General features: G+C 57.6%; 20 protein-coding genes. 15 read left to right on the top strand and 5 right to left on the bottom strand.

Annotation, left to right across the window (positions count from 1 at the left end; translation table 11 throughout):
* The first annotated feature begins 11 nt into the window (after nucleotides 1-11).
* The 7 genes from amiB to hflC all read left to right on the top strand — a co-directional run bounded on the left by amiB (nucleotide 12) and on the right by hflC (nucleotide 8,272).
* A complete protein-coding gene (gene amiB, locus AC3EMD_RS25170; protein ID WP_008807196.1) occupies nucleotides 12-1,367 on the top strand; it encodes an N-acetylmuramoyl-L-alanine amidase AmiB in 1,356 nt (451 codons plus the stop codon).
* A gap of 10 nt (nucleotides 1,368-1,377) precedes the next feature.
* Nucleotides 1,378-3,237 (top strand): DNA mismatch repair endonuclease MutL, encoded by a 1,860-nt coding sequence (gene mutL / locus AC3EMD_RS25165; RefSeq protein ID WP_008807195.1) that lies wholly within the window; start codon nucleotides 1,378-1,380, stop codon nucleotides 3,235-3,237.
* A complete protein-coding gene (gene miaA / locus AC3EMD_RS25160) occupies nucleotides 3,230-4,180 on the top strand; it encodes a tRNA (adenosine(37)-N6)-dimethylallyltransferase MiaA (RefSeq protein WP_002885652.1) in 951 nt (316 codons plus the stop codon). The genes mutL and miaA overlap by 8 nt, the downstream gene beginning before the upstream one ends.
* A 92-nt stretch (nucleotides 4,181-4,272) precedes the next feature.
* Nucleotides 4,273-4,581, top strand: coding sequence for an RNA chaperone Hfq (hfq, locus tag AC3EMD_RS25155; protein ID WP_002885659.1), 309 nt, complete (start codon nucleotides 4,273-4,275; stop codon nucleotides 4,579-4,581).
* Nucleotides 4,582-4,656: 75 nt separating this feature from the next.
* Nucleotides 4,657-5,937 carry a ribosome rescue GTPase HflX gene (gene hflX, locus AC3EMD_RS25150; protein ID WP_008807194.1) on the top strand — a complete coding sequence of 427 codons (1,281 nt, stop codon included), beginning with the start codon at nucleotides 4,657-4,659 and terminating at the stop codon, nucleotides 5,935-5,937.
* 65 nt (nucleotides 5,938-6,002) lie between these two features.
* Nucleotides 6,003-7,265 carry an FtsH protease activity modulator HflK gene (hflK, locus tag AC3EMD_RS25145; RefSeq protein WP_012543112.1) on the top strand — a complete coding sequence of 421 codons (1,263 nt, stop codon included), beginning with the start codon at nucleotides 6,003-6,005 and terminating at the stop codon, nucleotides 7,263-7,265.
* 2 nt (nucleotides 7,266-7,267) lie between these two features.
* Entirely contained in the window at nucleotides 7,268-8,272 is a 1,005-nt protein-coding gene (gene hflC, locus AC3EMD_RS25140; RefSeq protein WP_002885662.1) for a protease modulator HflC, read from the top strand.
* An 82-nt stretch (nucleotides 8,273-8,354) separates the two neighbouring features.
* Here hflC and AC3EMD_RS25135 read toward each other — a convergent pair whose 3' ends face one another.
* Nucleotides 8,355-8,645, bottom strand: coding sequence for a hypothetical protein (locus tag AC3EMD_RS25135; protein ID WP_008807192.1), 291 nt, complete (start codon nucleotides 8,643-8,645; stop codon nucleotides 8,355-8,357).
* Between the two features lie 223 nt (nucleotides 8,646-8,868).
* Here AC3EMD_RS25135 and AC3EMD_RS25130 point away from each other — a divergent pair, with 223 nt between their 5' ends.
* From AC3EMD_RS25130 to AC3EMD_RS25105, 6 genes are all read left to right on the top strand, one after another.
* On the top strand, nucleotides 8,869-9,066 hold the full coding sequence (locus AC3EMD_RS25130; RefSeq protein WP_002885664.1) for a DUF2065 domain-containing protein: 198 nt from the start codon (nucleotides 8,869-8,871) through the stop codon (nucleotides 9,064-9,066).
* A 102-nt stretch (nucleotides 9,067-9,168) separates the two neighbouring features.
* Complete coding sequence (locus tag AC3EMD_RS25125; RefSeq protein ID WP_023339448.1) at nucleotides 9,169-10,467, top strand: adenylosuccinate synthase; 1,299 nt, start codon at nucleotides 9,169-9,171, stop codon at nucleotides 10,465-10,467.
* 150 nt (nucleotides 10,468-10,617) lie between these two features.
* The gene (gene nsrR, locus AC3EMD_RS25120) at nucleotides 10,618-11,043 is read left to right on the top strand and encodes a nitric oxide-sensing transcriptional repressor NsrR (RefSeq protein WP_002885667.1); all 426 of its coding nucleotides are present in this window, start codon (nucleotides 10,618-10,620) and stop codon (nucleotides 11,041-11,043) included.
* A gap of 36 nt (nucleotides 11,044-11,079) precedes the next feature.
* Nucleotides 11,080-13,518, top strand: a complete 2,439-nt coding sequence (gene rnr / locus AC3EMD_RS25115; RefSeq protein ID WP_008807189.1) for a ribonuclease R — start codon at nucleotides 11,080-11,082, stop codon at nucleotides 13,516-13,518.
* Between the two features lie 82 nt (nucleotides 13,519-13,600).
* A complete protein-coding gene (rlmB, locus tag AC3EMD_RS25110; RefSeq protein ID WP_008807188.1) occupies nucleotides 13,601-14,332 on the top strand; it encodes a 23S rRNA (guanosine(2251)-2'-O)-methyltransferase RlmB in 732 nt (243 codons plus the stop codon).
* A 125-nt stretch (nucleotides 14,333-14,457) separates the two neighbouring features.
* Nucleotides 14,458-16,095 (top strand): isovaleryl-CoA dehydrogenase, encoded by a 1,638-nt coding sequence (locus AC3EMD_RS25105; protein WP_302073829.1) that lies wholly within the window; start codon nucleotides 14,458-14,460, stop codon nucleotides 16,093-16,095.
* On the opposite strand, the gene yjfN is transcribed toward AC3EMD_RS25105, so the two are convergent.
* On the bottom strand, nucleotides 16,086-16,361 hold the full coding sequence (gene yjfN / locus AC3EMD_RS25100) for a DUF1471 family protease activator YjfN (protein ID WP_008807186.1): 276 nt from the start codon (nucleotides 16,359-16,361) through the stop codon (nucleotides 16,086-16,088). The two genes, AC3EMD_RS25105 and yjfN, sit on opposite strands and share 10 nt — an antisense overlap.
* A 137-nt stretch (nucleotides 16,362-16,498) precedes the next feature.
* Nucleotides 16,499-16,807: a biofilm peroxide resistance protein BsmA gene (bsmA, locus tag AC3EMD_RS25095; RefSeq protein ID WP_008807185.1), complete on the bottom strand. Its 309-nt coding sequence runs from the start codon at nucleotides 16,805-16,807 to the stop codon at nucleotides 16,499-16,501.
* A 209-nt stretch (nucleotides 16,808-17,016) separates the two neighbouring features.
* Here bsmA and yjfP point away from each other — a divergent pair, with 209 nt between their 5' ends.
* Complete coding sequence (gene yjfP / locus AC3EMD_RS25090; protein ID WP_023296924.1) at nucleotides 17,017-17,733, top strand: esterase; 717 nt, start codon at nucleotides 17,017-17,019, stop codon at nucleotides 17,731-17,733.
* On the opposite strand, the gene ulaR is transcribed toward yjfP, so the two are convergent.
* The gene (gene ulaR / locus AC3EMD_RS25085) at nucleotides 17,730-18,485 is read right to left on the bottom strand and encodes an HTH-type transcriptional regulator UlaR (RefSeq protein ID WP_008807183.1); all 756 of its coding nucleotides are present in this window, start codon (nucleotides 18,483-18,485) and stop codon (nucleotides 17,730-17,732) included. The genes yjfP and ulaR overlap by 4 nt on opposite strands.
* Nucleotides 18,486-18,592: 107 nt before the next feature.
* The gene (ulaG, locus tag AC3EMD_RS25080; RefSeq protein WP_302073828.1) at nucleotides 18,593-19,657 is read right to left on the bottom strand and encodes an L-ascorbate 6-phosphate lactonase; all 1,065 of its coding nucleotides are present in this window, start codon (nucleotides 19,655-19,657) and stop codon (nucleotides 18,593-18,595) included.
* Nucleotides 19,658-20,023: 366 nt separating this feature from the next.
* Between ulaG and ulaA the strand changes: the two genes are divergently transcribed.
* A complete protein-coding gene (gene ulaA / locus AC3EMD_RS25075) occupies nucleotides 20,024-21,424 on the top strand; it encodes a PTS ascorbate transporter subunit IIC (protein WP_012543107.1) in 1,401 nt (466 codons plus the stop codon).
* Nucleotides 21,425-21,433 lie beyond the last annotated feature (9 nt).

The raw sequence follows: 21,433 nt of genomic DNA, 5'->3' as shown, positions 1-21,433 counted from the left end.
AGGATGACGGGATGAAGTATCGCATAACCACCTGGCTTGCCGCTGCGCTAATGCTGTCGAGTCTTCACGCCACTGCGGCGAGTTTATCCGATATCCAGGTCTCTAACGGAGACCAGCAGGCCCGTATTACCCTAAGCTTTGTCGGTGAGCCGGAGTACTCCTTTACCCCACAGGGTAAACGTCTGGTCGCGCTGGATATCAAGCAGACCGGCGTATTGCAGGGACTACCGCTGCAGTTTAGCGGCAGCAACCTGGTGAAGAGTATTCGCGCCGGTACGCCGCAGGATACGCAGACGCTGCGTCTGCTGGTGGATCTGACGGAAGATGGTAAAACGCGAGCGGTGAAGCAGCAGAACGGGGCGAATTACACGGTGGTCTTTACCATCAACGCCGACGCACCGCCGCCACCGCCACCGCCGCCTGTGGTGGTGAAACGGGCTGACCCGCCGCCGGTGATGCCTTCCCGGACGGCGACGTCAGGGCGTAACCCGTTCAGCTCGTCGGGTCATGAACGGCAGACGGCGATGACCTCCTCCCAGCCGGCGATGACCAACAATCAGACCGTGACTCGCCCGGCGGCCCGTACGGTGTCGGCGGATGATAAGGTGATTATCGCCATCGATGCCGGACACGGCGGTCAGGATCCTGGCGCGATTGGTCCGAATGGCACCAAAGAGAAGAACGTCACTATCGCTATCGCGCGCAAGCTGCGGGCGTTACTGAACGCCGATCCGCAGTTTAAGCCGGTGCTGACCCGCGACGGAGATTACTTTATTTCGGTGATGGGCCGCTCTGACGTGGCGCGTAAGCAAAACGCCAACTTCCTCGTCTCTATCCATGCTGATGCCGCGCCAAACCGCGATGCGACCGGCGCCTCGGTGTGGGTGCTCTCGAACCGTCGCGCCAACAGCGAAATGGCCGGTTGGCTCGAGCAGCATGAGAAGCAGTCTGAACTGCTCGGCGGGGCAGGCGACGTGCTGGCGAACAGCCAGGCCGACCCCTACCTGAGCCAGGCGGTGCTGGATCTGCAGTTCGGTCATTCCCAGCGCGTCGGCTACGATGTGGCGACCAACGTGCTGAGCCAGCTGCAGCGCATTGGCAACCTGCACAAACGCCGCCCGGAGCATGCCAGCCTCGGTGTATTGCGCTCGCCGGATATCCCGTCGATCCTTGTGGAAACGGGCTTTATCAGTAACAACGGTGAAGAGCGGCTGCTGGGGAGCGATGATTACCAGGAGCAGATTGCGGAGGCGATTTATAACGGCCTGCGCAACTACTTTATGCAGCATCCGCTGCAGTCGGCGCCTCGCGGCGAGGCGGCGCAGACCGCCAGCGCCGCAGCGCCAGGCGGGATGTTGATTAACTAAGGAGCAGGGGATGCCGATTCAGGTTCTGCCGCCGCAGCTCGCCAACCAGATTGCCGCCGGCGAAGTGGTGGAGCGGCCCGCGTCGGTGGTGAAAGAGCTGGTTGAGAACAGTCTTGATGCTGGCGCTACGCGGATTGACATTGATATAGAACGCGGCGGCGCGAAGCTCATTCGCATCCGCGATAACGGCAGCGGCATCAAAAAAGACGAGCTGGCGTTGGCCCTGGCTCGTCATGCGACCAGTAAGATCGCCTCGCTTGACGATCTGGAGGCGATTATCAGCCTCGGCTTTCGCGGCGAAGCGCTGGCCAGTATCAGTTCGGTGGCGCGCTTAACGCTGACTTCGCGCACGGCGGAGCAGCAGGAAGCCTGGCAGGCTTATGCCGAAGGCCGCGATCAGGCGGTAACGGTGAAGCCGGCGGCGCACCCGGTCGGCACCACCCTGGAAGTCCTCGATCTGTTCTACAACACGCCGGCGCGGCGCAAATTTATGCGCACCGAAAAAACCGAGTTCGGCCACATTGACGAGGTGGTGCGCCGCATTGCGCTGGCGCGCTTCGACGTCACCATTAACCTCAACCATAACGGTAAGGTGATACGACAGTATCGGGCAGTGGCGCAGGATGGCCAGCGGGAGCGGCGGCTGGGAACCATTTGCGGCGCCGCTTTTCTCGAACATGCGCTGGCGATCGAGTGGCAGCATGGCGATCTGACCCTGCGCGGCTGGGTTGCCGATCCGCTCCATACCACCCCGGCGCTGGCGGAAATTCAGTACTGTTACGTCAACGGCCGGATGATGCGCGACCGGCTGATCAATCATGCTATCCGCCAGGCCTGTGAAGACAAGCTGGGCGCCGATCAGCAGCCGGCGTTTGTGCTGTATCTGGAGATCGATCCCCATCAGGTGGATGTGAACGTCCATCCGGCCAAGCATGAGGTGCGTTTCCATCAGTCTCGCCTGGTGCATGACTTTATCTACCAGGGCGTACTGAGCGTGCTGCAGCAACAGCTTGATGCGCCGCTGGCGGAAAAAGACGACCCGCCGACGCCGCGCCAGATGCCGGAGAATCGCATCGCCGCAGGCGGCAACCAGTTTGCTCGGCCGTCGGAAGCGCGTGAAGCGGCAACCCGATTCAGCATCACATCGTCGCGTGAGCCGGCTGCCTCCGGCGGCAGTTCTGGCGGCGCGAGCTGGCCGCATGCGCAGCCCGGTTACCAGAAGCAGCAGGGCGCGCTTTATCGTCAGTTGCTCGACACGCCCGCCGCTCCGCGACCCGCGCAGCCGTCCGCCGCCCCGGCGGAACTGGCTGGTCACAGTCAGAGTTTTGGCAGAGTGCTGACGATTGTCGGCGGCGATTGCGCGCTGCTGGAGCGCGAGGGCAGTCTGGCGCTGCTGTCGTTGACCGTTGCCGAGCGCTGGCTGCGCCAGGCGCAGTTGACGCCGGGTACGGAAGCGGTATGTGCCCAGCCGCTGCTGATCCCGTTGCGGTTAAAAGTCACGGAAGGGGAGAAGCGGGCGCTGGCCGCTGCGCAGTCGGCGCTGACGCAGTTGGGGATCGAGCTTCATACCGATGCCCTGCACGTGACGGTGCGCGCGGTCCCTTTACCCTTAAGACAACAAAATTTACAAATCTTGATTCCTGAACTGATAGGCTACCTGGCGCAGCAAAACGCATTCGACGTCGGCAACATCGCCCAATGGATGGCGCGTAATCTGACGAGCGAACAGGCGTCATGGAATATGGCGCAGGCGATTGCGCTGCTGGCGGACGTCGAACGTCTTTGCCCGCAGCTGGTGAAAACGCCGCCGGGTGGCCTGTTACAACCTGTAGATCTCCATTCGGCGATGAATGCCCTGAAAGATGAATGATGTAACCGAGGCGAGCCTGCCCAAGGCAATTTTTTTAATGGGCCCGACGGCCTCAGGTAAAACCGCGCTGGCGATAGCCTTACGTAAAGTTTTGCCAGTAGAGTTGATTAGTGTTGATTCCGCCCTCATTTATCGGGGAATGGATATTGGCACTGCCAAACCGGATGCCGCGGAGCTTAGCGCTGCGCCGCACCGGCTGCTGGATATTTTGGATCCCGCAGAAGCCTATTCCGCGGCTGATTTTCGCCGCGACGCGCTGGCGGCGATGGCCGATATTGTCGCCGCCGGGCGTATTCCGCTGTTAGTCGGCGGAACGATGTTGTATTTCAAAGCGTTGCTGGAAGGATTGTCGCCCTTACCGTCGGCTGACCCAGAGGTCAGAGCGCGGATTGAGCAGCAGGCCGCAGAGCAGGGGTGGAACGCGTTACATCAGCAATTACAGGAAATTGATCCCGTGGCTGCTGCGCGTATTCATCCAAATGATCCGCAAAGGCTTTCCCGGGCACTGGAAGTTTTTTTCATTTCGGGTAAAACTTTAACGGAACTGACGCAAACGTCAGGAGACGCTCTGCCATATCAGGTGCATCAGTTCGCCATCGCCCCGGCGAGCCGTGAACTGCTCCATCAACGCATAGAACAGCGTTTTCATCAGATGTTAGCTTCAGGTTTTGAAGCAGAAGTACGGGCGCTTTTTGCCCGCGGAGATTTGCATACGGATATGCCTTCCATCCGTTGTGTTGGATACCGCCAGATGTGGTCATACCTCAATGGCGAGATCCCTTATGATGAGATGGTTTATCGAGGTGTTTGCGCCACGAGACAGTTAGCCAAACGTCAGGTCACCTGGCTGCGCGGTTGGGAAGGTGTGCACTGGTTAGACAGTGAACAACCTGAACAAGCGCTCAACAAAGTATTACAGGTTGTTGGTGCGAGCCAGAACTGAACGTGTACAATTGAACGGTATCGTGCGTAATTTTTTTTAAGAATCGTAAGGTTCTGAGTACAAAACAAGCATACATATAAGGAAAAGAGAGAATGGCTAAGGGGCAATCTTTACAAGATCCGTTCCTGAACGCTTTGCGTCGGGAACGCGTTCCGGTTTCTATTTATTTGGTGAATGGTATCAAGCTGCAAGGGCAAATTGAGTCTTTCGATCAGTTCGTGATCCTGTTGAAGAACACGGTCAGCCAGATGGTCTATAAGCACGCAATTTCTACTGTTGTCCCGTCTCGCCCGGTGTCTCACCACAGCAATAATGCTGGCGGCGGTTCCAGTAACTATCACCACGGTGGTAGCGCGCAGGGCTCTTCTGCGCCGCAACAAGACAGCGACGACGCCGAATAAGGCCAGTGCTGTTTTTCCACGCCGGGGAGCCAGGTTTTCTGTGTTCCCCGCTGGTATTTTATAAGGGGTTTACGCTTGTTTGACCGTTATGACGCCGGTGAGCAGGCGGTACTGGTACACATCTATTTTTCGCAAGACAAAGATATGGAAGATCTCCAGGAGTTTGAAACTCTGGCCTCTTCCGCCGGTGTCGAAGCAATGCAGGTGATTACCGGTAGCCGTAAAGCACCGCACCCGAAGTATTTTGTTGGTGAAGGTAAGGCAGTCGAAATTGCGGAAGCCGTTAAAGCGACCGGCGCGTCGGTCGTGCTCTTCGATCATGCCCTGAGTCCGGCGCAAGAACGCAACCTGGAACGTCTGTGCGAATGCCGGGTTATCGATCGCACCGGTCTTATTTTAGATATTTTCGCCCAGCGCGCGCGCACCCATGAAGGGAAACTGCAGGTTGAGCTGGCGCAGTTGCGCCATATGGCAACCCGTCTCGTCCGCGGCTGGACCCACCTTGAAAGACAGAAAGGCGGGATTGGTTTGCGTGGCCCGGGTGAAACCCAGCTCGAAACCGACCGTCGTTTATTGCGTAACCGCATCATGCAGATCCTGTCGCGACTGGAAAAAGTTGAGAAACAGCGTGAGCAGGGGCGGCGGTCGCGCGCGAAAGCCGATATTCCAACCGTGTCGCTGGTGGGCTACACCAACGCCGGAAAATCAACGCTCTTTAACCAGATCACCGCTGCCGAGGTCTATGCCGCGAACCAGTTGTTCGCCACCCTGGACCCGACGCTGCGCCGCATTGACGTCCCTGACGTCGGCGAAACGGTACTGGCCGATACCGTCGGCTTTATTCGCCATCTGCCGCACGATCTGGTAGCCGCGTTTAAAGCGACGTTGCAGGAGACGCGTCAGGCGACGCTGCTGCTGCATGTGATTGACGCGGCGGATGTCCGTGTGCAGGAAAACATTGATGCGGTAAATACGGTTCTCGCTGAGATTGAAGCCGATGAGATCCCAGCGCTGATGGTGATGAACAAAATCGACATGCTTGACGATTTTGAACCGCGCATCGATCGCGACGATGAAAATAAACCGATTCGGGTCTGGCTTTCAGCCCAGACCGGGGTTGGCGTACCACTGCTTTTTCAGGCATTAACGGAACGTCTTTCCGGTGAAGTGGCCCAGCATACGCTGCGCTTACCGCCGAAAGAAGGGCGACTGAGAAGCCGTTTCTATCAGCTTCAGGCGATAGAAAAAGAGTGGATGGAGGATGACGGCAGCGTGAGTCTGCAGGTGCGCATGCCGATCGTTGACTGGCGGCGCCTCTGTAAGCAAGAGCCAACGCTTGTTGACTATGTGGTTTAACCTTGCAGCTTGCCTGAAGATATTGACCCCTGTGGGGATATCAAAAACAAATATGGAGCATATACATGGCGTGGAATCAGCCCGGTAATAACGGACAGGACCGCGACCCGTGGGGGAGCAGCAAACCTGGCGGCAACTCTGAGGGAAATGGCAACAAAGGTGGTCGCGAGCAGGGGCCGCCGGATCTGGATGATATCTTCCGCAAGTTAAGTAAAAAACTTGGCGGGCTCGGCGGCGGCAAGGGCGGACTGGGCGGTGGTAATAACGCGCAGACCCCTCGCGGACCGATGGGCGGGCGTATTGTCGGCATCGTTGCCGCGGCGGCAGTGATTATCTGGGCGGCCAGCGGTTTTTATACCATTAAAGAAGCCGAACGCGGCGTCGTGACCCGTTTTGGTAAGTTCAGCCATCTGGTTGAGCCAGGCCTGAACTGGAAACCGACCTTTATCGATAACGTTCAGGCGGTGAACGTGGAGTCGGTACGTGAACTGGCCGCTTCCGGCGTCATGCTGACCTCTGACGAAAACGTCGTGCGCGTTGAGATGAACGTGCAGTACCGCGTCACCGATCCGGAACGCTATCTGTTTAGCGTTACCAGCGCGGATGACAGTCTGCGTCAGGCGACTGACAGCGCGCTGCGCGGCGTGATCGGCAAATACACTATGGATCGCATTCTGACCGAAGGTCGTACTGTGATCCGTAGCGATACCCAGCGCGAGCTGGAAGAGACTATCCGCCCGTACAACATGGGGATCACCCTGCTGGACGTCAACTTCCAGACGGCACGTCCGCCGGAAGAGGTGAAGGCGGCGTTTGACGATGCCATTGCCGCGCGTGAGAACGAGCAGCAGTACATCCGTGAAGCGGAAGCTTATACCAACGAAGTACAGCCGCGGGCGAATGGCCAGGCGCAGCGTATCCTTGAAGAGGCGCGTGCCTACAAGACCCAGACCGTCCTGGAAGCCCAGGGTGAAGTGGCTCGCTTTGCTAAGCTCCTGCCGGAATACAAAGCCGCGCCGGAAATTACCCGCGAGCGTCTGTATATCGAAACCATGGAAAAAGTGCTGAGCCACACCCGCAAAGTGCTGGTCAATGACAGCAAAAACGGCAATCTGATGGTTCTGCCGCTTGACCAGATGCTGAAAGGCGCCGCTGCGCCGGCAGCAAAGAGCGATAGCAGTGACGCCAGCGATCTGCTGCGTCTGCCACCTGCATCCAGCACAGGCAGCGCCAGCACCTCATCAACCTCGAGCTCAACCGGGGGTAGCATTATGGACCAACGCCGCGCTAACGCGCAGCGTAACGACTACCAGCGTCAGGGGGAATAACGATGCGTAAATCTGTTATCGCGATCATTGTCATCGTGCTGGTAGTGCTCTACATGTCAGTCTTTGTCGTAAAGGAAGGCGAGCGCGGGATTACGCTGCGTTTCGGTAAAGTTCTGCGCGACGACGAAAACAAGCCGCTGGTGTATGCGCCGGGCCTGCACTTCAAGATCCCGTTTATCGAATCGGTGAAGATGCTGGATGCGCGTATCCAGACCATGGACAACCAGGCTGACCGTTTTGTGACCAAAGAGAAAAAAGACCTGATCGTCGACTCCTATATCAAGTGGCGCATCAGTGACTTCAGCCGTTACTACCTGGCAACCGGCGGCGGCGACGTCTCCCAGGCCGAGGTGCTGCTGAAGCGTAAATTCTCTGACCGTCTGCGTTCTGAAATTGGTCGTCTGGATGTGAAAGACATCGTCACCGACTCCCGTGGCCGCCTGACGCTGGAAGTGCGCGATGCGCTGAACTCGGGTTCTGCTGGCACGGAAGACGAGGTCAGCACCCCGGCGGCTGATGACGCTATCGCCAAAGCCGCTGAGCGGGTGGAAGCGGAAACCAACGGCAAAGTGCAGGTGATCAACCCGAACAGTATGGCGGCGCTGGGTATCGAAGTTGTCGACGTGCGTATCAAACAGATCAACCTGCCGGCAGAAGTGTCGGAAGCGATTTATAACCGTATGCGCGCGGAGCGTGAAGCGGTTGCTCGTCGCCACCGTTCACAGGGTCAGGAAGAAGCTGAGAAACTGCGCGCGACCGCAGACTACGAAGTCACCAAGACGCTGGCGGAAGCCGAGCGCCAGGGTCGTATCCTGCGTGGTGAAGGTGATGCTGAATCGGCAAAACTGTTTGCCGACGCGTTCAGCCAGGATCCAGGCTTCTACTCCTTTATCCGTAGCCTGCGCGCCTATGAGAAGAGCTTCCAGAGCAACCAGGATGTGATGGTCCTGAGCCCGGACAGCGATTTCTTCCGCTATATGCGTTCACCGGATTCGGCGCGTAAATAAGCCGCAGAGGGTGTAAGCCTGAAGTGCTAACGCGAAAAGGCGCCTGTTTCAGGCGCCTTTTTTCATACTGCGGGGGCGTGAATTAGTTGCCGAGCAGTTTGTTCAGCAGGCCACCGATCACCGGCAGGCTCGCCAGCGCACTTTCGATGGTGCCACCGATAGTCGACCCAACGCTTTCGCCCAGGGTTTTGCCCAGGTCTGGCGCCAGGTCGGCCAGATTGAGGGTGCCAATCAGCGGCAGGTTGATGCTCAGGGCATCGGTACCCATCGTCCATGCGGCGGCGCCGACCTTGCTGCCTAAGGAAGCCAGGCCATCCTGTAACCAGCCTGCGCCGCTCACATTTTCGATTTCAAACGCGGTTAATTCTCTCATGATAATCTTCCTGATTATGTAGACGTACCGGGTTGTAGTACGCGACGGCATAGTTACAATTTAAAAAATATGCAGCAATACAATTAGTTGTGAATTTTGTTTCACCTTGCCAGTTCATAATGAAGATGAAATACGGGACAATGTGAAATGAGTGAATGAATTCACCATGCTGGCCGATGACGCCCGCGAGGGCGACGATAATACTTTTCAATTAGGGTTGATAATGAACTCCACCATTTGGCTGGCGCTGGCGCTGGTTTTAGTACTCGAAGGGCTCGGCCCGCTGCTCTATCCTCGCGCCTGGCGCAAAATGGTCGCCAGCCTGAGCCAGTTACCGGATAATTTATTGCGCCGCTTTGGCGGCGGACTTGTGGTTGCAGGGATTGTGATCTACTACATGTTGAGGAAATCGATTGGCTGATCAAAAAGTGGTCGGATTTGCCTTATTTTGGATGCAAAAAGTGCTGTAACTCTGAAAAAGCGATGGTAGAATCCATTTTTAAGCAAACGGTGATTTTGAAAAATGGGTAACAACGTCGTCGTACTGGGCACCCAATGGGGTGACGAAGGTAAAGGGAAGATCGTCGATCTCCTGACAGAACGGGCTAAATATGTTGTGCGCTACCAGGGTGGCCATAACGCAGGCCATACTCTCGTAATCAACGGTGAAAAAACCGTCCTCCATCTTATTCCATCAGGTATTCTCCGTGAGAATGTAACCAGCATCATCGGTAACGGTGTTGTGCTGTCTCCGGCTGCGCTGATGAAAGAGATGAAAGGTCTGGAAGACCGTGGTATCCCTGTTCGTGAGCGTCTGCTGCTGTCCGAAGCCTGCCCGCTTATCCTCGACTATCACGTGGCGCTGGACGTCGCACGTGAGAAAGCACGCGGTGCGAAAGCTATCGGTACGACCGGTCGCGGTATCGGCCCGGCTTACGAAGATAAAGTTGCTCGTCGCGGTCTGCGCGTTGGCGACCTGTTTGATAAAGCCACCTTCGCTGACAAACTGAAAGAAGTGATGGAATATCACAACTTCCAGTTGGTGAACTTCTACAAAGCAGAAGCGGTTGACTACCAGAAAGTGCTGGACGATGTCATGGCGATTGCCGACATCCTCACCAGCATGGTCGTTGATGTTTCCGATCTGCTGGATCAGGCGCGTAAGCGCGGCGACTTCGTGATGTTCGAAGGCGCGCAGGGTACCCTGCTGGATATCGACCACGGTACCTATCCGTACGTAACTTCCTCTAACACCACCGCGGGTGGCGTGGCGACCGGTTCTGGCCTGGGTCCGCGTTATGTGGATTACGTACTGGGTATCATCAAAGCTTACTCGACTCGCGTAGGCGCGGGTCCGTTCCCGACCGAGCTGTTTGATGAAACTGGCGAGTTCCTCTGCAAGCAGGGTAACGAATTCGGCGCCACCACCGGTCGTCGTCGTCGTACCGGCTGGCTGGACGCGGTTGCAGTACGCCGCGCGGTGCAGATTAACTCCCTGTCTGGCTTCTGCCTGACTAAACTGGACGTCCTCGACGGCCTGAAAGAAGTGAAAATCTGCGTCGGCTACCGTATGCCGGACGGCCGTGAAGTGACCACCACTCCGCTGGCTGCCGACAACTGGGAAGGTATCGAGCCTATCTACGAAACCATGCCGGGCTGGTCCGAAACCACCTTTGGCGTGAAAGAGCGCAGCGGTCTGCCGCAGGCAGCGCTGAACTACATCGCTCGTATTGAAGAGCTGACCGGCGTGCCGGTGGATATCATCTCTACTGGTCCAGACCGTACCGAGACCATGATTCTGCGCGACCCGTTCGACGCGTAATCACTCTCAAGGGGCGCCGTTCGGGCGCCCTTGTTTTTGCTGTTCGCCCGCCCCATTTCAAATAAATTAGCGGCCTGAGCGCTGGCTGGTTTATCATCAATAATAATGATGTCGCTCGACATACCCTGTTTTCTTTTCCCTGAGGTTTATGTGCAGTTAACGAGTTTCACCGATTACGGATTACGCGCGCTGATTTATATGGCGTCGCTGCCGGAAGGACGCATGACCAGCATCTCGGAAGTGACCGAGGTCTATGGCGTCTCCCGTAATCATATGGTTAAAATAATCAATCAGTTAAGCCGCATGGGCTACGTGACTGCCGTGCGGGGGAAGAATGGGGGCATTCGCCTCGGTAAACCAGCAGGGCAGATCCGCGTGGGCGACGTGGTGCGCGACCTTGAACCCTTATCGCTGGTCAACTGCAGCAGCGAATTTTGCCACATTACACCAGCCTGTCGTCTGAAACAGGCGCTAGCTGAAGCCGCGCAGAGTTTTCTCAAGGAGCTGGATAACTATACGCTGGCTGATTTGGTTGAGAAGAATCAACCGCTTTATAAATTATTACTGGTGGAGTGACGCCACTCTGCCGGAGATGACAACGGAGGAACCGATATGTCACAAGATCCATTCCAGGAACGCGAAGCTGAGAAGTACGCGAATCCCATCCCGAGCCGGGAATTTATCCTCGAACATTTAACCAAACGGGAAAAGCCTGCCAGCCGCGATGAGCTGGCCATCGAGTTGAATATTGAGGGCGAAGAACAAATAGAAGCGCTGCGCCGCCGCCTGCGCGCGATGGAGCGCGACGGTCAGCTGGTCTTCACACGCCGCCAGTGCTATGCGCTGCCGGAGCGTCTTGATCTCCTCAAAGGTACCGTTATTGGCCACCGTGATGGCTATGGATTCCTGCGCGTTGAAGGGCGCAAGGACGATCTGTATCTGTCGTCAGAGCAGATGAAAACCTGTATTCACGGTGACCAGGTGCTGGCCCAGCCGCTGGGTGCGGACCGTAAGGGCCGCCGCGAGGCGCGCATCGTTCGTGTGCTGGTACCGAAAACCAGCCAGATTGTTGGCCGCTACTTCACCGACGCTGGTGTCGGCTTCGTCGTCCCGGACGACAGTCGCCTGAGCTTCGATATCCTGATCCCGCCTGAAGATATTATGGGCGCGCGGATGGGCTACGTGGTGGTGGTCGAACTGACCCAGCGCCCAACCCGCCGCACCAAAGCGGTCGGGAAAATCGTCGAAGTGCTGGGCGACAACATGGGCACCGGCATGGCCGTCGATATGGCGCTGCGTACCCATGAAATTCCTTACGTCTGGCCGCCGGCGGTGGAAAAACAAGTTTCCGGCCTCAAAGAGCAGGTGCCGGAAGAGGCGAAAGCCGGACGCGTCGATCTGCGCTCTCTGCCGCTGGTCACTATTGATGGCGAAGATGCCCGCGACTTCGATGACGCGGTGTACTGCGAGAAGAAACGCGGCGGCGGCTGGCGTCTGTGGGTGGCTATCGCCGACGTGAGCTACTATGTGCGCCCTGGTACGCCGCTGGACGGCGAAGCGCGTAGCCGCGGGACGTCGGTCTACTTCCCGTCGCAGGTGGTACCGATGCTGCCGGAAGTGCTGTCGAACGGCCTGTGCTCGCTGAACCCGCAGGTCGATCGCCTGTGTATGGTGTGCGAGATGACGATTTCGTCAAAAGGCCGCCTGACCGGCTTTAAGTTCTATGAAGCGGTGATGAGTTCACATGCTCGCCTGACCTACACCAAAGTGTGGCATATGCTGCAGGGCGATCAGGAGCTGCGCGAACACTACGCGCCGCTGGTGAAGCATATTGAAGAGCTGCATAACCTCTACAAAGTGCTGGAGAGCGCCCGCGAAGAGCGCGGCGGTATCTCATTTGAAAGTGAAGAAGCTAAATTCATCTTCAATGCCGAACGCCGTATTGAGCGTATCGAACAGACTCAGCGTAACGATGCGCATAAGCTGATTGAAGAGTGTATGATCCTGGCGAACATCTCCGCCGCGCGTTTCGTTGAGAAAGCGCAGGAGCCGGCACTGTTCCGTATCCACGATAAGCCAAGCACCGAAGCGATTACCTCGTTCCGTACCGTGCTGGCTGAGCTGGGACTGGAGCTGCCGGGCGGCAACAAGCCGGAGCCGCGCGATTACGCCGAACTGTTGACCTCCATTGCCGATCGTCCGGATGCCGAAATGCTGCAAACGATGCTCCTGCGCTCCATGAAGCAGGCGGTCTACGATCCGGAAAACCGTGGCCACTTTGGCCTGGCACTGCAGTCATACGCCCACTTCACCTCGCCGATTCGCCGCTACCCGGATCTGTCTCTACACCGCGCCATCAAGTATCTGCTGGCAAAAGAGCAGGGACATAAAGGGAATAGCACCGAGACCGGCGGCTGGCACTACAGCATGGAAGAGATGCTCCAGCTGGGCCAGCACTGTTCGATGACCGAGCGCCGCGCCGACGAAGCGACGCGTGAAGTGTCCGACTGGCTGAAGTGCGACTTCATGCAGGATCAGGTGGGCAACACCTTCTCCGGTGTCATCGCCAGCGTGACCGGCTTTGGCTTCTTTGTCCGCCTGAACGATCTGTTTATCGATGGTCTGGTGCATGTCTCCTCCCTGGATAACGACTATTACCGTTTTGACCAGGTTGGCCAGCGGCTGATCGGCGAGTCCGGCGGCCAGACTTATCGTCTGGGCGACCGCGTGGAAGTCCGCGTGGAAGCCGTCAACATGGATGAGCGTAAGATTGATTTCAGCCTGATTTCCAGCGAGCGTGCGCCGCGTAATGTTGGCAAAACCGCCCGTGAGAAAGCGAAAAAGAGCACCTCTGGCAAACCGGGTGGCCGTCGCCGCCAGGTGGGTAAACAGGTGAACTTCGAGCCGGATAGCGCGTTCCGCAAAGAAAAAGACCAGGCTAAAGCGAAGCCCAAAGGCGAGAAGAAAGCGAAAAAACCGTCGGCGAAAACACAGAAAATCGCCGCCGCGACCAAAGCCAAGCGCGCGGCAAAGAAGAAAATCGCCGAGTGATTGACGTCCCTTCACTCCAGAAGTCTGCTGGCGCAGAACGGGGTGAAGGGGACGGATAACAGAACCTAAAACGAGTACATCAATGAGTGAAATGATTTACGGCATCCATGCGGTGCAGGCACTGCTGGAACGCGCACCTGAGCGTTTTCAGGAAGTTTATATTCTGAAAGGCCGTGAGGATAAGCGCCTGCTGCCGCTGATCCATGCCCTGGAAGCGCAGGGCGTGGTGATTCAGGTGGCCAACCGCCAGTTCCTCGATGAGAAGAGCGAAGGCGCGGTGCATCAGGGGATCATTGCCCGCGTGAAGCCAGGACGTCAGTATCAGGAGAACGATCTGCCGGATCTGCTGGCGCAGCACGATCAGCCGTTCCTGCTGATCCTCGACGGCGTAACCGATCCGCACAACCTCGGCGCCTGCCTGCGTAGCGCTGATGCCGCTGGTGTGCATGCGGTGATCGTGCCAAAAGATCGTTCCGCTCAGCTGAATGCGACGGCGAAGAAAGTGGCCTGCGGCGCGGCGGAGAACGTCCCGCTGATCCGCGTGACCAACCTGGCGCGTACCATGCGTCTGCTGCAGGAAGCGAACGTCTGGATCGTCGGGACCGCTGGAGAAGCCGACCATACGCTGTTCCAGAGCAAAATGACCGGCCCGATGGCGCTGGTGATGGGCGCTGAAGGTGAAGGTATGCGTCGTCTGACCCGCGAGCACTGCGATGAGCTGATCAGCATCCCGATGGCGGGTAGCGTCTCCTCGCTGAACGTCTCGGTGGCCACCGGCATCTGCCTGTTTGAAGCGGTGCGCCAGCGCAGCTAAGCTGAACCGTCGACGATTCCAAAAAAGCCATCCTCCGGGATGGCTTTTTTGTGACCGCTTTCGCGGGCGAGAATCCCCCTGGAAAACCATACTTATGGCTATCGCCATTGATGGAGGGAGACACGATGCACTGGCAAACGCACACCGTTTTTAATCAACCGACTCCGCTGAATAACAGCAATCTTTTCCTGTCCGATACCGCCTTGCGTGAAGCGGTGGTCCGCGAAGGCGCCGGCTGGGATGGCGATCTGCTCGCCAGCATTGGCCAGCAGCTGGGGACCGCCGAATCGCTGGAGCTGGGACGCCTGGCCAACAGTAACCCACCGGAGCTGCTGCGCTATGACGCCACTGGCGCCCGGCTGGACGACGTACGCTTCCATCCCGCCTGGCACCTGCTGATGCAGGGGCTGTGTGCGAACCGGGTGCATAACCTCGCCTGGCAGGAGGATGCCCGCGAAGGCGCGTTTGTGGCGCGTGCCGCCCGCTTTCTGCTTCATGCCCAGGTGGAGGCCGGGACGTTGTGCCCGATTACCATGACCTTCGCCGCGACGCCCCTGCTGCAGCACGCCCTGCCCGCGCCCTTTCGCGACTGGCTGTCGCCGCTGCTGAGCGACCGTTACGATCCCCACCTCGCGCCTGGCGGCCAGAAGCGCGGCCTGCTGATCGGCATGGGGATGACCGAGAAGCAAGGGGGCTCCGATGTGCTGAGCAATACCACCCGCGCGGAGAAAACGGCGGAAGGGTTTTACCGGCTGGTGGGACACAAGTGGTTCTTCTCAGTGCCGCAGAGCGATGCCCACCTGGTGCTGGCCCAGGCCCCCGCGGGACTGTCGTGCTTCTTTGTGCCGCGTCTGCTGCCCGACGGGCAGCGCAACGGCGTGCGTCTTGAACGCTTAAAAGAGAAGCTTGGCAACCGCTCCAACGCCAGCAGTGAAGTGGAGTTTTATGATGCCTGCGGCTGGCTGGTGGGCGAAGAGGGCGACGGCGTGCGGCAGATCCTCAGGATGGGCGGCCTGACCCGCTTTGACTGCGCGCTGGGCAGCCATGCCCTGATGCGTCGCGCCTTCTCGGTGGCGCTGTATCACGCGCTACAGCGTCAGGCGTTTGGCAAAAACCTGGTCGATCAGCCGATGATGCGCCAGCTGCTGGGGCAAATGGCGCTGCGTCTGGAGGGGCAAACCGCGTTTCTGTTTCGCCTGGCTCGCGCCTGGGACCGTCGGGAGGATGCCCGGGAAAGCGCCTGGGCGCGCCTGTTTACGCCGGCGGCCAAATTTGCCATCTGTAAGGCCGGCATCCCGTTTGTCGCCGAGGCGATGGAAGTGCTCGGCGGCATCGGCTATTGCGAGGAGAGCGAACTCCCGCGCCTCTACCGTGAGATGCCGGTCAACAGCATCTGGGAAGGTTCCGGCAACATTATGTGTCTCGATGTCATGCGGGTGCTCAGCAAGCAGCCGGCGGCGATGGAGCTGCTGGCGGCAGAGTGCGCGGAGGTGAAAGGACAGAATCGCCATCTCGACCGCGCGTGGCGTCAACTGCAGCAGCTGCTGAGACGGCCCGCCGAAGAGCAGGGGAGAGAGATTGCCCGGCTGGTCTATCGTCTTGGCGCGGGGGCGCAGATGCTGCTCCACGCTTCGCCGCCGCTGGCTGAAGCCTGGTGTCGGATGATGCTCGACACCCGCGGCGGCATGCGTCTTGATGCGCCGACCCTCGACGACCTGCTGCTGCGGGCCATGGGGCGCGGGCGCCAGGCGCCTCAGGCGTAGAGAATGGCCTGTACGCGCCAGCTGTCCGGCTGTTGTTCTTCGTACATCTGAATAATGCGATACCAGGAGGCGCCTTGCTCGTCCGCTTTGCGGGCAATGGCGTGCTCCACATCCTGTTGGCTGCCGGAAAGATTAGTGACGGAGATCAGACCGATTTCATTCAGGCCAGTGACGCAATCCGCGCTGGCGAATTCGGCTGACTGCGCGGACGTATTGGCCGTCGCAGCGGTAAACAGCAGGCTGGGTAGGGTAAAAGATCGTTTCATCGTCAGCTCCATTTCACGTAGTCCCAAGGGCAGTCCGTTGCTAACGTCCTGCCAGGTGGCTGGCCGAACGTTATTATGCACAGGAGAACGTGAATGGACGCAAAGCTGTGTAAAGCAGATTTAAAGACGCCGCCTCGTCATCGACGATAGAGGATCGCCTGCGAATACCACTGGCCGGGTACCATGGTGTCATCGATCATGATGATGACGTAGTAATCGGCTTTGGCCGCTTCTGCTTTGGCCTTCAGCGCCGCTTCGACATCCATCGGCGAACCGTACATCAGCACACTCACCGTGGCCATTTTCTGCAGGCCAGCCGTCTGGTTACGCTGGATCTCCTGCGGATGGTCGGTGGCGGGCGGCGGGGCTTCCGGCGTTCCCTGCAGGGCACTACACCCGCTGAGGACGATAGCCAGTAACCACGGTGAAAACCTGCGCATAACCATATCTCGTTTCCTGATAGTGATAGTGTAGTGGTAGCCTTAACAGGATTGCCGGGGAATGTTCCCGAACTGTTATCTCTGACGCGATTTTCGAATGAAAATGTTGTGAAAGCGTAACCGGGTTCTCAACATTATGAATCGTAGCAAACTGGGTTGCCCGGTGAATGAATTTTCCCATGACGCCTTACCACGATAGAGAAGGGAGACGATAAATGATTGCACTAGAAATGCGCAACCTCGGCGGCGGTGAAATTTTGCATGCCTGCCCGCAGGAGAGTCTGAATAAACCCTTGCCCTGTATCGTTTTTTATCATGGCTTTACCTCGTCGAAGCTGGTCTACAGCTACTTTGCGGTGGCGTTGGCCGAGGCGGGCTTCCGGGTGATCATGCCGGATGCGCCGGAGCATGGGGCGCGTTATCAGGGCGACGAGGCCGGGCGGATGCAGCGCTTCTGGCCGATCCTGCAGCAGAATTTCAGGGAGTTTCCCGCGCTGCGCGAGGCGATTATCGCCGAGGGATGGCTGGAGGGAGAGCGGCTGGCGGTGGCTGGCGCCTCGATGGGAGGGATGACGGCGCTGGGCATCATGACGCACCATCCCGAACTGAACAGCGTCGCTTGTCTGATGGGGTCGGGCTATTTTCGTTCGCTGTCGCAAACCCTGTTTCCCTCGCCTGGCTTTGATGCTGACAGTCTCCGCGAATGGGATGTCAGCCATCAGCTGGCGTCCCTTGCCCGGCGGCCGCTGTTGCTCTGGCATGGGGACGCTGACGATGTGGTGCCGCCGGAAGAGACCTTCCGTCTTGAGCAGGCGCTGCGGCAAGGCGATCTTACCGCCAGGCTGACCTGCGTCTGGCAAAAGGGCGTCCGCCATCGCATTACGCCAGAGGCGCTGGCCGCGACGGTCGCCTTTTTCCGCCAGCATCTTTAAACGCGGATCACGCTGACGCCCTGATCCTCAAGCTGTTTGAGGATTGCGGCATCAGCTTGTTTCCCGGTGATCACCACGTCAATTTGCCCGGCCTGGCTGAATAACATCCCGGCGCGCTCGCCGACCTTGCTGCTGTCGACCAGCACCGCCAGTTTGCCGACCACGTTGAGCATTTTCTGCTCGGCCATGGCGGTCAGCATATCGGTTTTGTAGAGCCCTTCGGCGGTGAGTCCTTTGCCGCTGGTGAACATCCAGTGTCCGGCATACAGGCTGTTTTCGCTACCGTGGGGGCTGAGCGTGATGGCGTGGCTACGGTTGTACTGTCCACCCATGATAATCACGCTGTCGTGCTCCTGGTCGATCAGGTAATTAGCCAGCGGCAGATAGTTAGTGATGATCTGCACCGGTTTACCGCACAGTTCCCGCCCCAGCAGAAAGGCGGTGGAGCCGCAGTTAATGACGATACTTTCCCCCGGCGCGATCAGCTGCGAAGCGGCGCGTGCGATACGCACTTTTTCATCCAGGTTTTGCGCCTGATGGATATTCATCGGCGTCCAGCGGGGGCGCTGCTCACTAATGGCTTCCGCGCCATTGCGAACCTTTTTCAGTTTGCCGCTTTCATCCAGCTTGTTGATATCACGTCGGGCGGTTGCGGGTGAGATCCCGAGCCGCGACATCACCTGCTCTACGGTAACAAACCCCGTTTGGGCGAGCAGATCCAGCAGAATTTGGTGCCTTTGCGCTTCCGTCATGAGCGAATCCGATTAAAAGTGAACGGCAAAGATGATATTTGAAATCATGTGAAAATACTAACCCTGAGACGGGGTATTTCCGGCAGGCAGTGCCTGCCGGAGGCGGCTTACAGGAAGGATTTGAACGGCAGGTCCGGCTCAATTGTGAAGCAGTCATCGAAGCCGCGCGGGTAGTGATATTCGAAATTGTCTTTATCCAGCGGCCAGGTAAATTTGCCGCCGACCTGCCAGATAAACGGCTTGAAGCCGTACTTCAGACGATCCTTTTTCATCTCCCACAGGACGCGGATCTCCTGCGGATCGGCCTGAAAGTTTGACCAGATATCATGGTGGAACGGGATCACCACTTTGGCGTTGAGCGACTCCGCCATACGCAGGATATCGGCGCTGGTCATTTTGTCGGTGATGCCGCGCGGGTTCTCGCCATACGAGCCGAGGGCGACGTCAATTTGATGCTCGTTGCCGTGCTTCGCGTAGTAGTTGGAGTAGTGGGAATCGCCGCTGTGGTAGAGATTGCCGCCCGGCGTTTTAAACAGATAGTTGACTGCGCGCTGGTCCATGCCGTCCGGCAGCACGCCGGTGGCTTTTTGATCCGCCGGGAGGGTGATCAGCGCCGTGCGATCGAACGCGTCGAGCGCGTGGATCTCAATGTCTTTGATCTTCACCACATCACCGGGCTTCATGATGATACAGCGCGCTTTCGGTACGCCCCAGCCGATCCAAAGGTCGACGCAGGTTTTCGGCCCAATAAAGGGCACATCGGCCGGGCAGTTCTGCATCACGGCGGCGGCGACGTTGACGTCAATATGATCGTTATGATCGTGGGTCGCCAGTACGGCGTCAATCTGGCGAATGGCGAACGGATCGAGCACGAACGGCGTGGTGCGCAGGTTCGGCTGCAGTTTCTTCACCCCCGCCATCCGTTGCATTTGATGGCCGGTTTTCATCAGCGGATTGCCGTGGCTCTGTTTACCGGTGCCGCACCAGAAATCGACGCAGACGTTAGCCCCACCCTCGGATTTTAACCAGATGCCGGTACAGCCCAGCCACCACATGGCGAAGGTGCCTGGCGCAACCTGCTCTTGTTCAATCTCTTCATTCAGCCAGCTACCCCATTCCGGAAAGGTGTTCAGGATCCATGATTCTCGGGTGATGGTTTGGACTTTACTCATCGCGGTCTTCCTCATGCATTTTCAAAAGTAATCAGTATTTGATTGGTTTTGATTTATGTTGTCACTGTGTTTTCAAGATTGCAATCTTGTTTTCCTGCATTTTTGCGAGGCGTCGTGCATAATTTCCGGGCTCTATCCGCTCAAATTGACGTTAGGTATTGTTTTATCTATATGATTTAAAAATGTTTATTTATGTGTCTACGTACATAATTGGTAATGACCAGAGTGAAAGTGAGGATTATTGCGGCGTACGTCACATTTAATCAAATTCAATCTTGTTGTGATTATTTTTGATTATTAGAGTGAGGGCGACGACAACTGCTGAGCGACATGCGCGTTCAAAGCCTTCCTCTTCTGGAGTGTGTTATGGAGATCCTCTACAACATCTTTACCGTCTTCTTTAATCAGGTCATGACCAATGCCCCGCTGCTGCTGGGTATCGTGACCTGCCTTGGCTATATCCTGTTGCGTAAAAGCGTCAGCGTGATTATCAAAGGTACGATCAAAACCATCATTGGTTTCATGCTGTTACAAGCCGGTTCCGGCATCCTCACCAGCACCTTTAAGCCGGTGGTGGCGAAAATGTCAGAGGTCTATGGCATCAATGGCGCGATTTCCGACACTTACGCCTCGATGATGGCGACCATCGACCGGATGGGCGAGGCCTACAGCTGGGTGGGGTATGCGGTGCTCCTGGCACTGGCGCTCAACATCTGTTATGTCCTGCTGCGCCGCATTACCGGTATCCGCACCATCATGCTGACTGGCCATATCATGTTTCAGCAGGCGGGGCTGATTGCGGTCTCGTTCTTCATCTTTGGTTACGGGATGTGGACGACCATTATCTGCACCGCGGTACTGGTCTCCCTGTACTGGGGGATCACCTCCAACATGATGTTCAAGCCTACCCAACTGGTCACCGACGGCTGCGGCTTCTCCATCGGTCACCAGCAGCAGTTTGCCTCGTGGATTGCCTACAAAGTGGCGCCGTATCTGGGGAAAAAAGAGGAGAGCGTCGAAGACCTCAAGCTGCCTGGCTGGCTGAATATCTTCCACGACAACATCGTCTCTACCGCGATTGTGATGACCATTTTCTTTGGCGCGATCCTGCTTTCCTTCGGTATTGACGTGGTGCAGGCGATGGCGGGCAAAACCCACTGGACGGTCTATATCCTGCAGACCGGTTTCTCCTTCGCGGTGGCTATTTTCATCATTACCCAGGGCGTGCGGATGTTCGTCGCCGAACTGTCCGAAGCCTTCAACGGCATCTCGCAACGCCTGATCCCCGGCGCGGTGCTGGCGATTGACTGCGCCGCGATCTACAGCTTTGCGCCGAATGCGGTGGTGTGGGGCTTTATGTGGGGCACCATCGGCCAGCTGATTGCCGTCGGCATTCTGGTCGGCATCGGCTCTTCAATTCTGATTATTCCAGGCTTTATCCCGATGTTCTTCTCCAACGCGACGATTGGCGTTTTTGCCAACCATTTCGGCGGCTGGCGTGCGGCGCTCAAGATCTGCCTTGTGATGGGCATGGTTGAAATTTTCGGCTGCGTATGGGCGGTGAAGCTCACCGGTATGAGCGCCTGGATGGGGATGGCGGATTGGTCGATTCTGGCGCCGCCGATGATGCAGGGCTTCGCCTCCATCGGGCTGGCGTTTATGGCCGTCATCATCCTGATTGCACTGGCTTATATGTTCTTCGCCGGCCGCGCGCTGCGTGCCGAGGAAGACGCGGAAAAACAACTGGCAGAGGCCTCTGCCCAATAAGGAGTTCTG

The organism is Klebsiella sp. PK18, from assembly GCF_057784655.1.
Note: the sequence above shows the minus strand (reverse complement) of the source record. Positions and strands in the feature narration are given on the sequence as shown.

Coding starts and splice junctions, on each gene's coding strand:
- amiB (WP_008807196.1), top strand. CDS start 12: ATGAAGTATCGCATAACCACCTGGCTTGCCGCTGCGCTAATGCTGTCG.
- mutL (WP_008807195.1), top strand. CDS start 1,378: ATGCCGATTCAGGTTCTGCCGCCGCAGCTCGCCAACCAGATTGCCGCC.
- miaA (WP_002885652.1), top strand. CDS start 3,230: ATGAATGATGTAACCGAGGCGAGCCTGCCCAAGGCAATTTTTTTAATG.
- hfq (WP_002885659.1), top strand. CDS start 4,273: ATGGCTAAGGGGCAATCTTTACAAGATCCGTTCCTGAACGCTTTGCGT.
- hflK (WP_012543112.1), top strand. CDS start 6,003: ATGGCGTGGAATCAGCCCGGTAATAACGGACAGGACCGCGACCCGTGG.
- hflC (WP_002885662.1), top strand. CDS start 7,268: ATGCGTAAATCTGTTATCGCGATCATTGTCATCGTGCTGGTAGTGCTC.
- AC3EMD_RS25135 (WP_008807192.1), bottom strand. CDS start 8,645: ATGAGAGAATTAACCGCGTTTGAAATCGAAAATGTGAGCGGCGCAGGC.
- AC3EMD_RS25130 (WP_002885664.1), top strand. CDS start 8,869: ATGAACTCCACCATTTGGCTGGCGCTGGCGCTGGTTTTAGTACTCGAA.
- AC3EMD_RS25125 (WP_023339448.1), top strand. CDS start 9,169: ATGGGTAACAACGTCGTCGTACTGGGCACCCAATGGGGTGACGAAGGT.
- rnr (WP_008807189.1), top strand. CDS start 11,080: ATGTCACAAGATCCATTCCAGGAACGCGAAGCTGAGAAGTACGCGAAT.
- rlmB (WP_008807188.1), top strand. CDS start 13,601: ATGAGTGAAATGATTTACGGCATCCATGCGGTGCAGGCACTGCTGGAA.
- AC3EMD_RS25105 (WP_302073829.1), top strand. CDS start 14,458: ATGCACTGGCAAACGCACACCGTTTTTAATCAACCGACTCCGCTGAAT.
- yjfN (WP_008807186.1), bottom strand. CDS start 16,361: ATGAAACGATCTTTTACCCTACCCAGCCTGCTGTTTACCGCTGCGACG.
- bsmA (WP_008807185.1), bottom strand. CDS start 16,807: ATGGTTATGCGCAGGTTTTCACCGTGGTTACTGGCTATCGTCCTCAGC.
- yjfP (WP_023296924.1), top strand. CDS start 17,017: ATGATTGCACTAGAAATGCGCAACCTCGGCGGCGGTGAAATTTTGCAT.
- ulaR (WP_008807183.1), bottom strand. CDS start 18,485: ATGACGGAAGCGCAAAGGCACCAAATTCTGCTGGATCTGCTCGCCCAA.
- ulaG (WP_302073828.1), bottom strand. CDS start 19,657: ATGAGTAAAGTCCAAACCATCACCCGAGAATCATGGATCCTGAACACC.
- ulaA (WP_012543107.1), top strand. CDS start 20,024: ATGGAGATCCTCTACAACATCTTTACCGTCTTCTTTAATCAGGTCATG.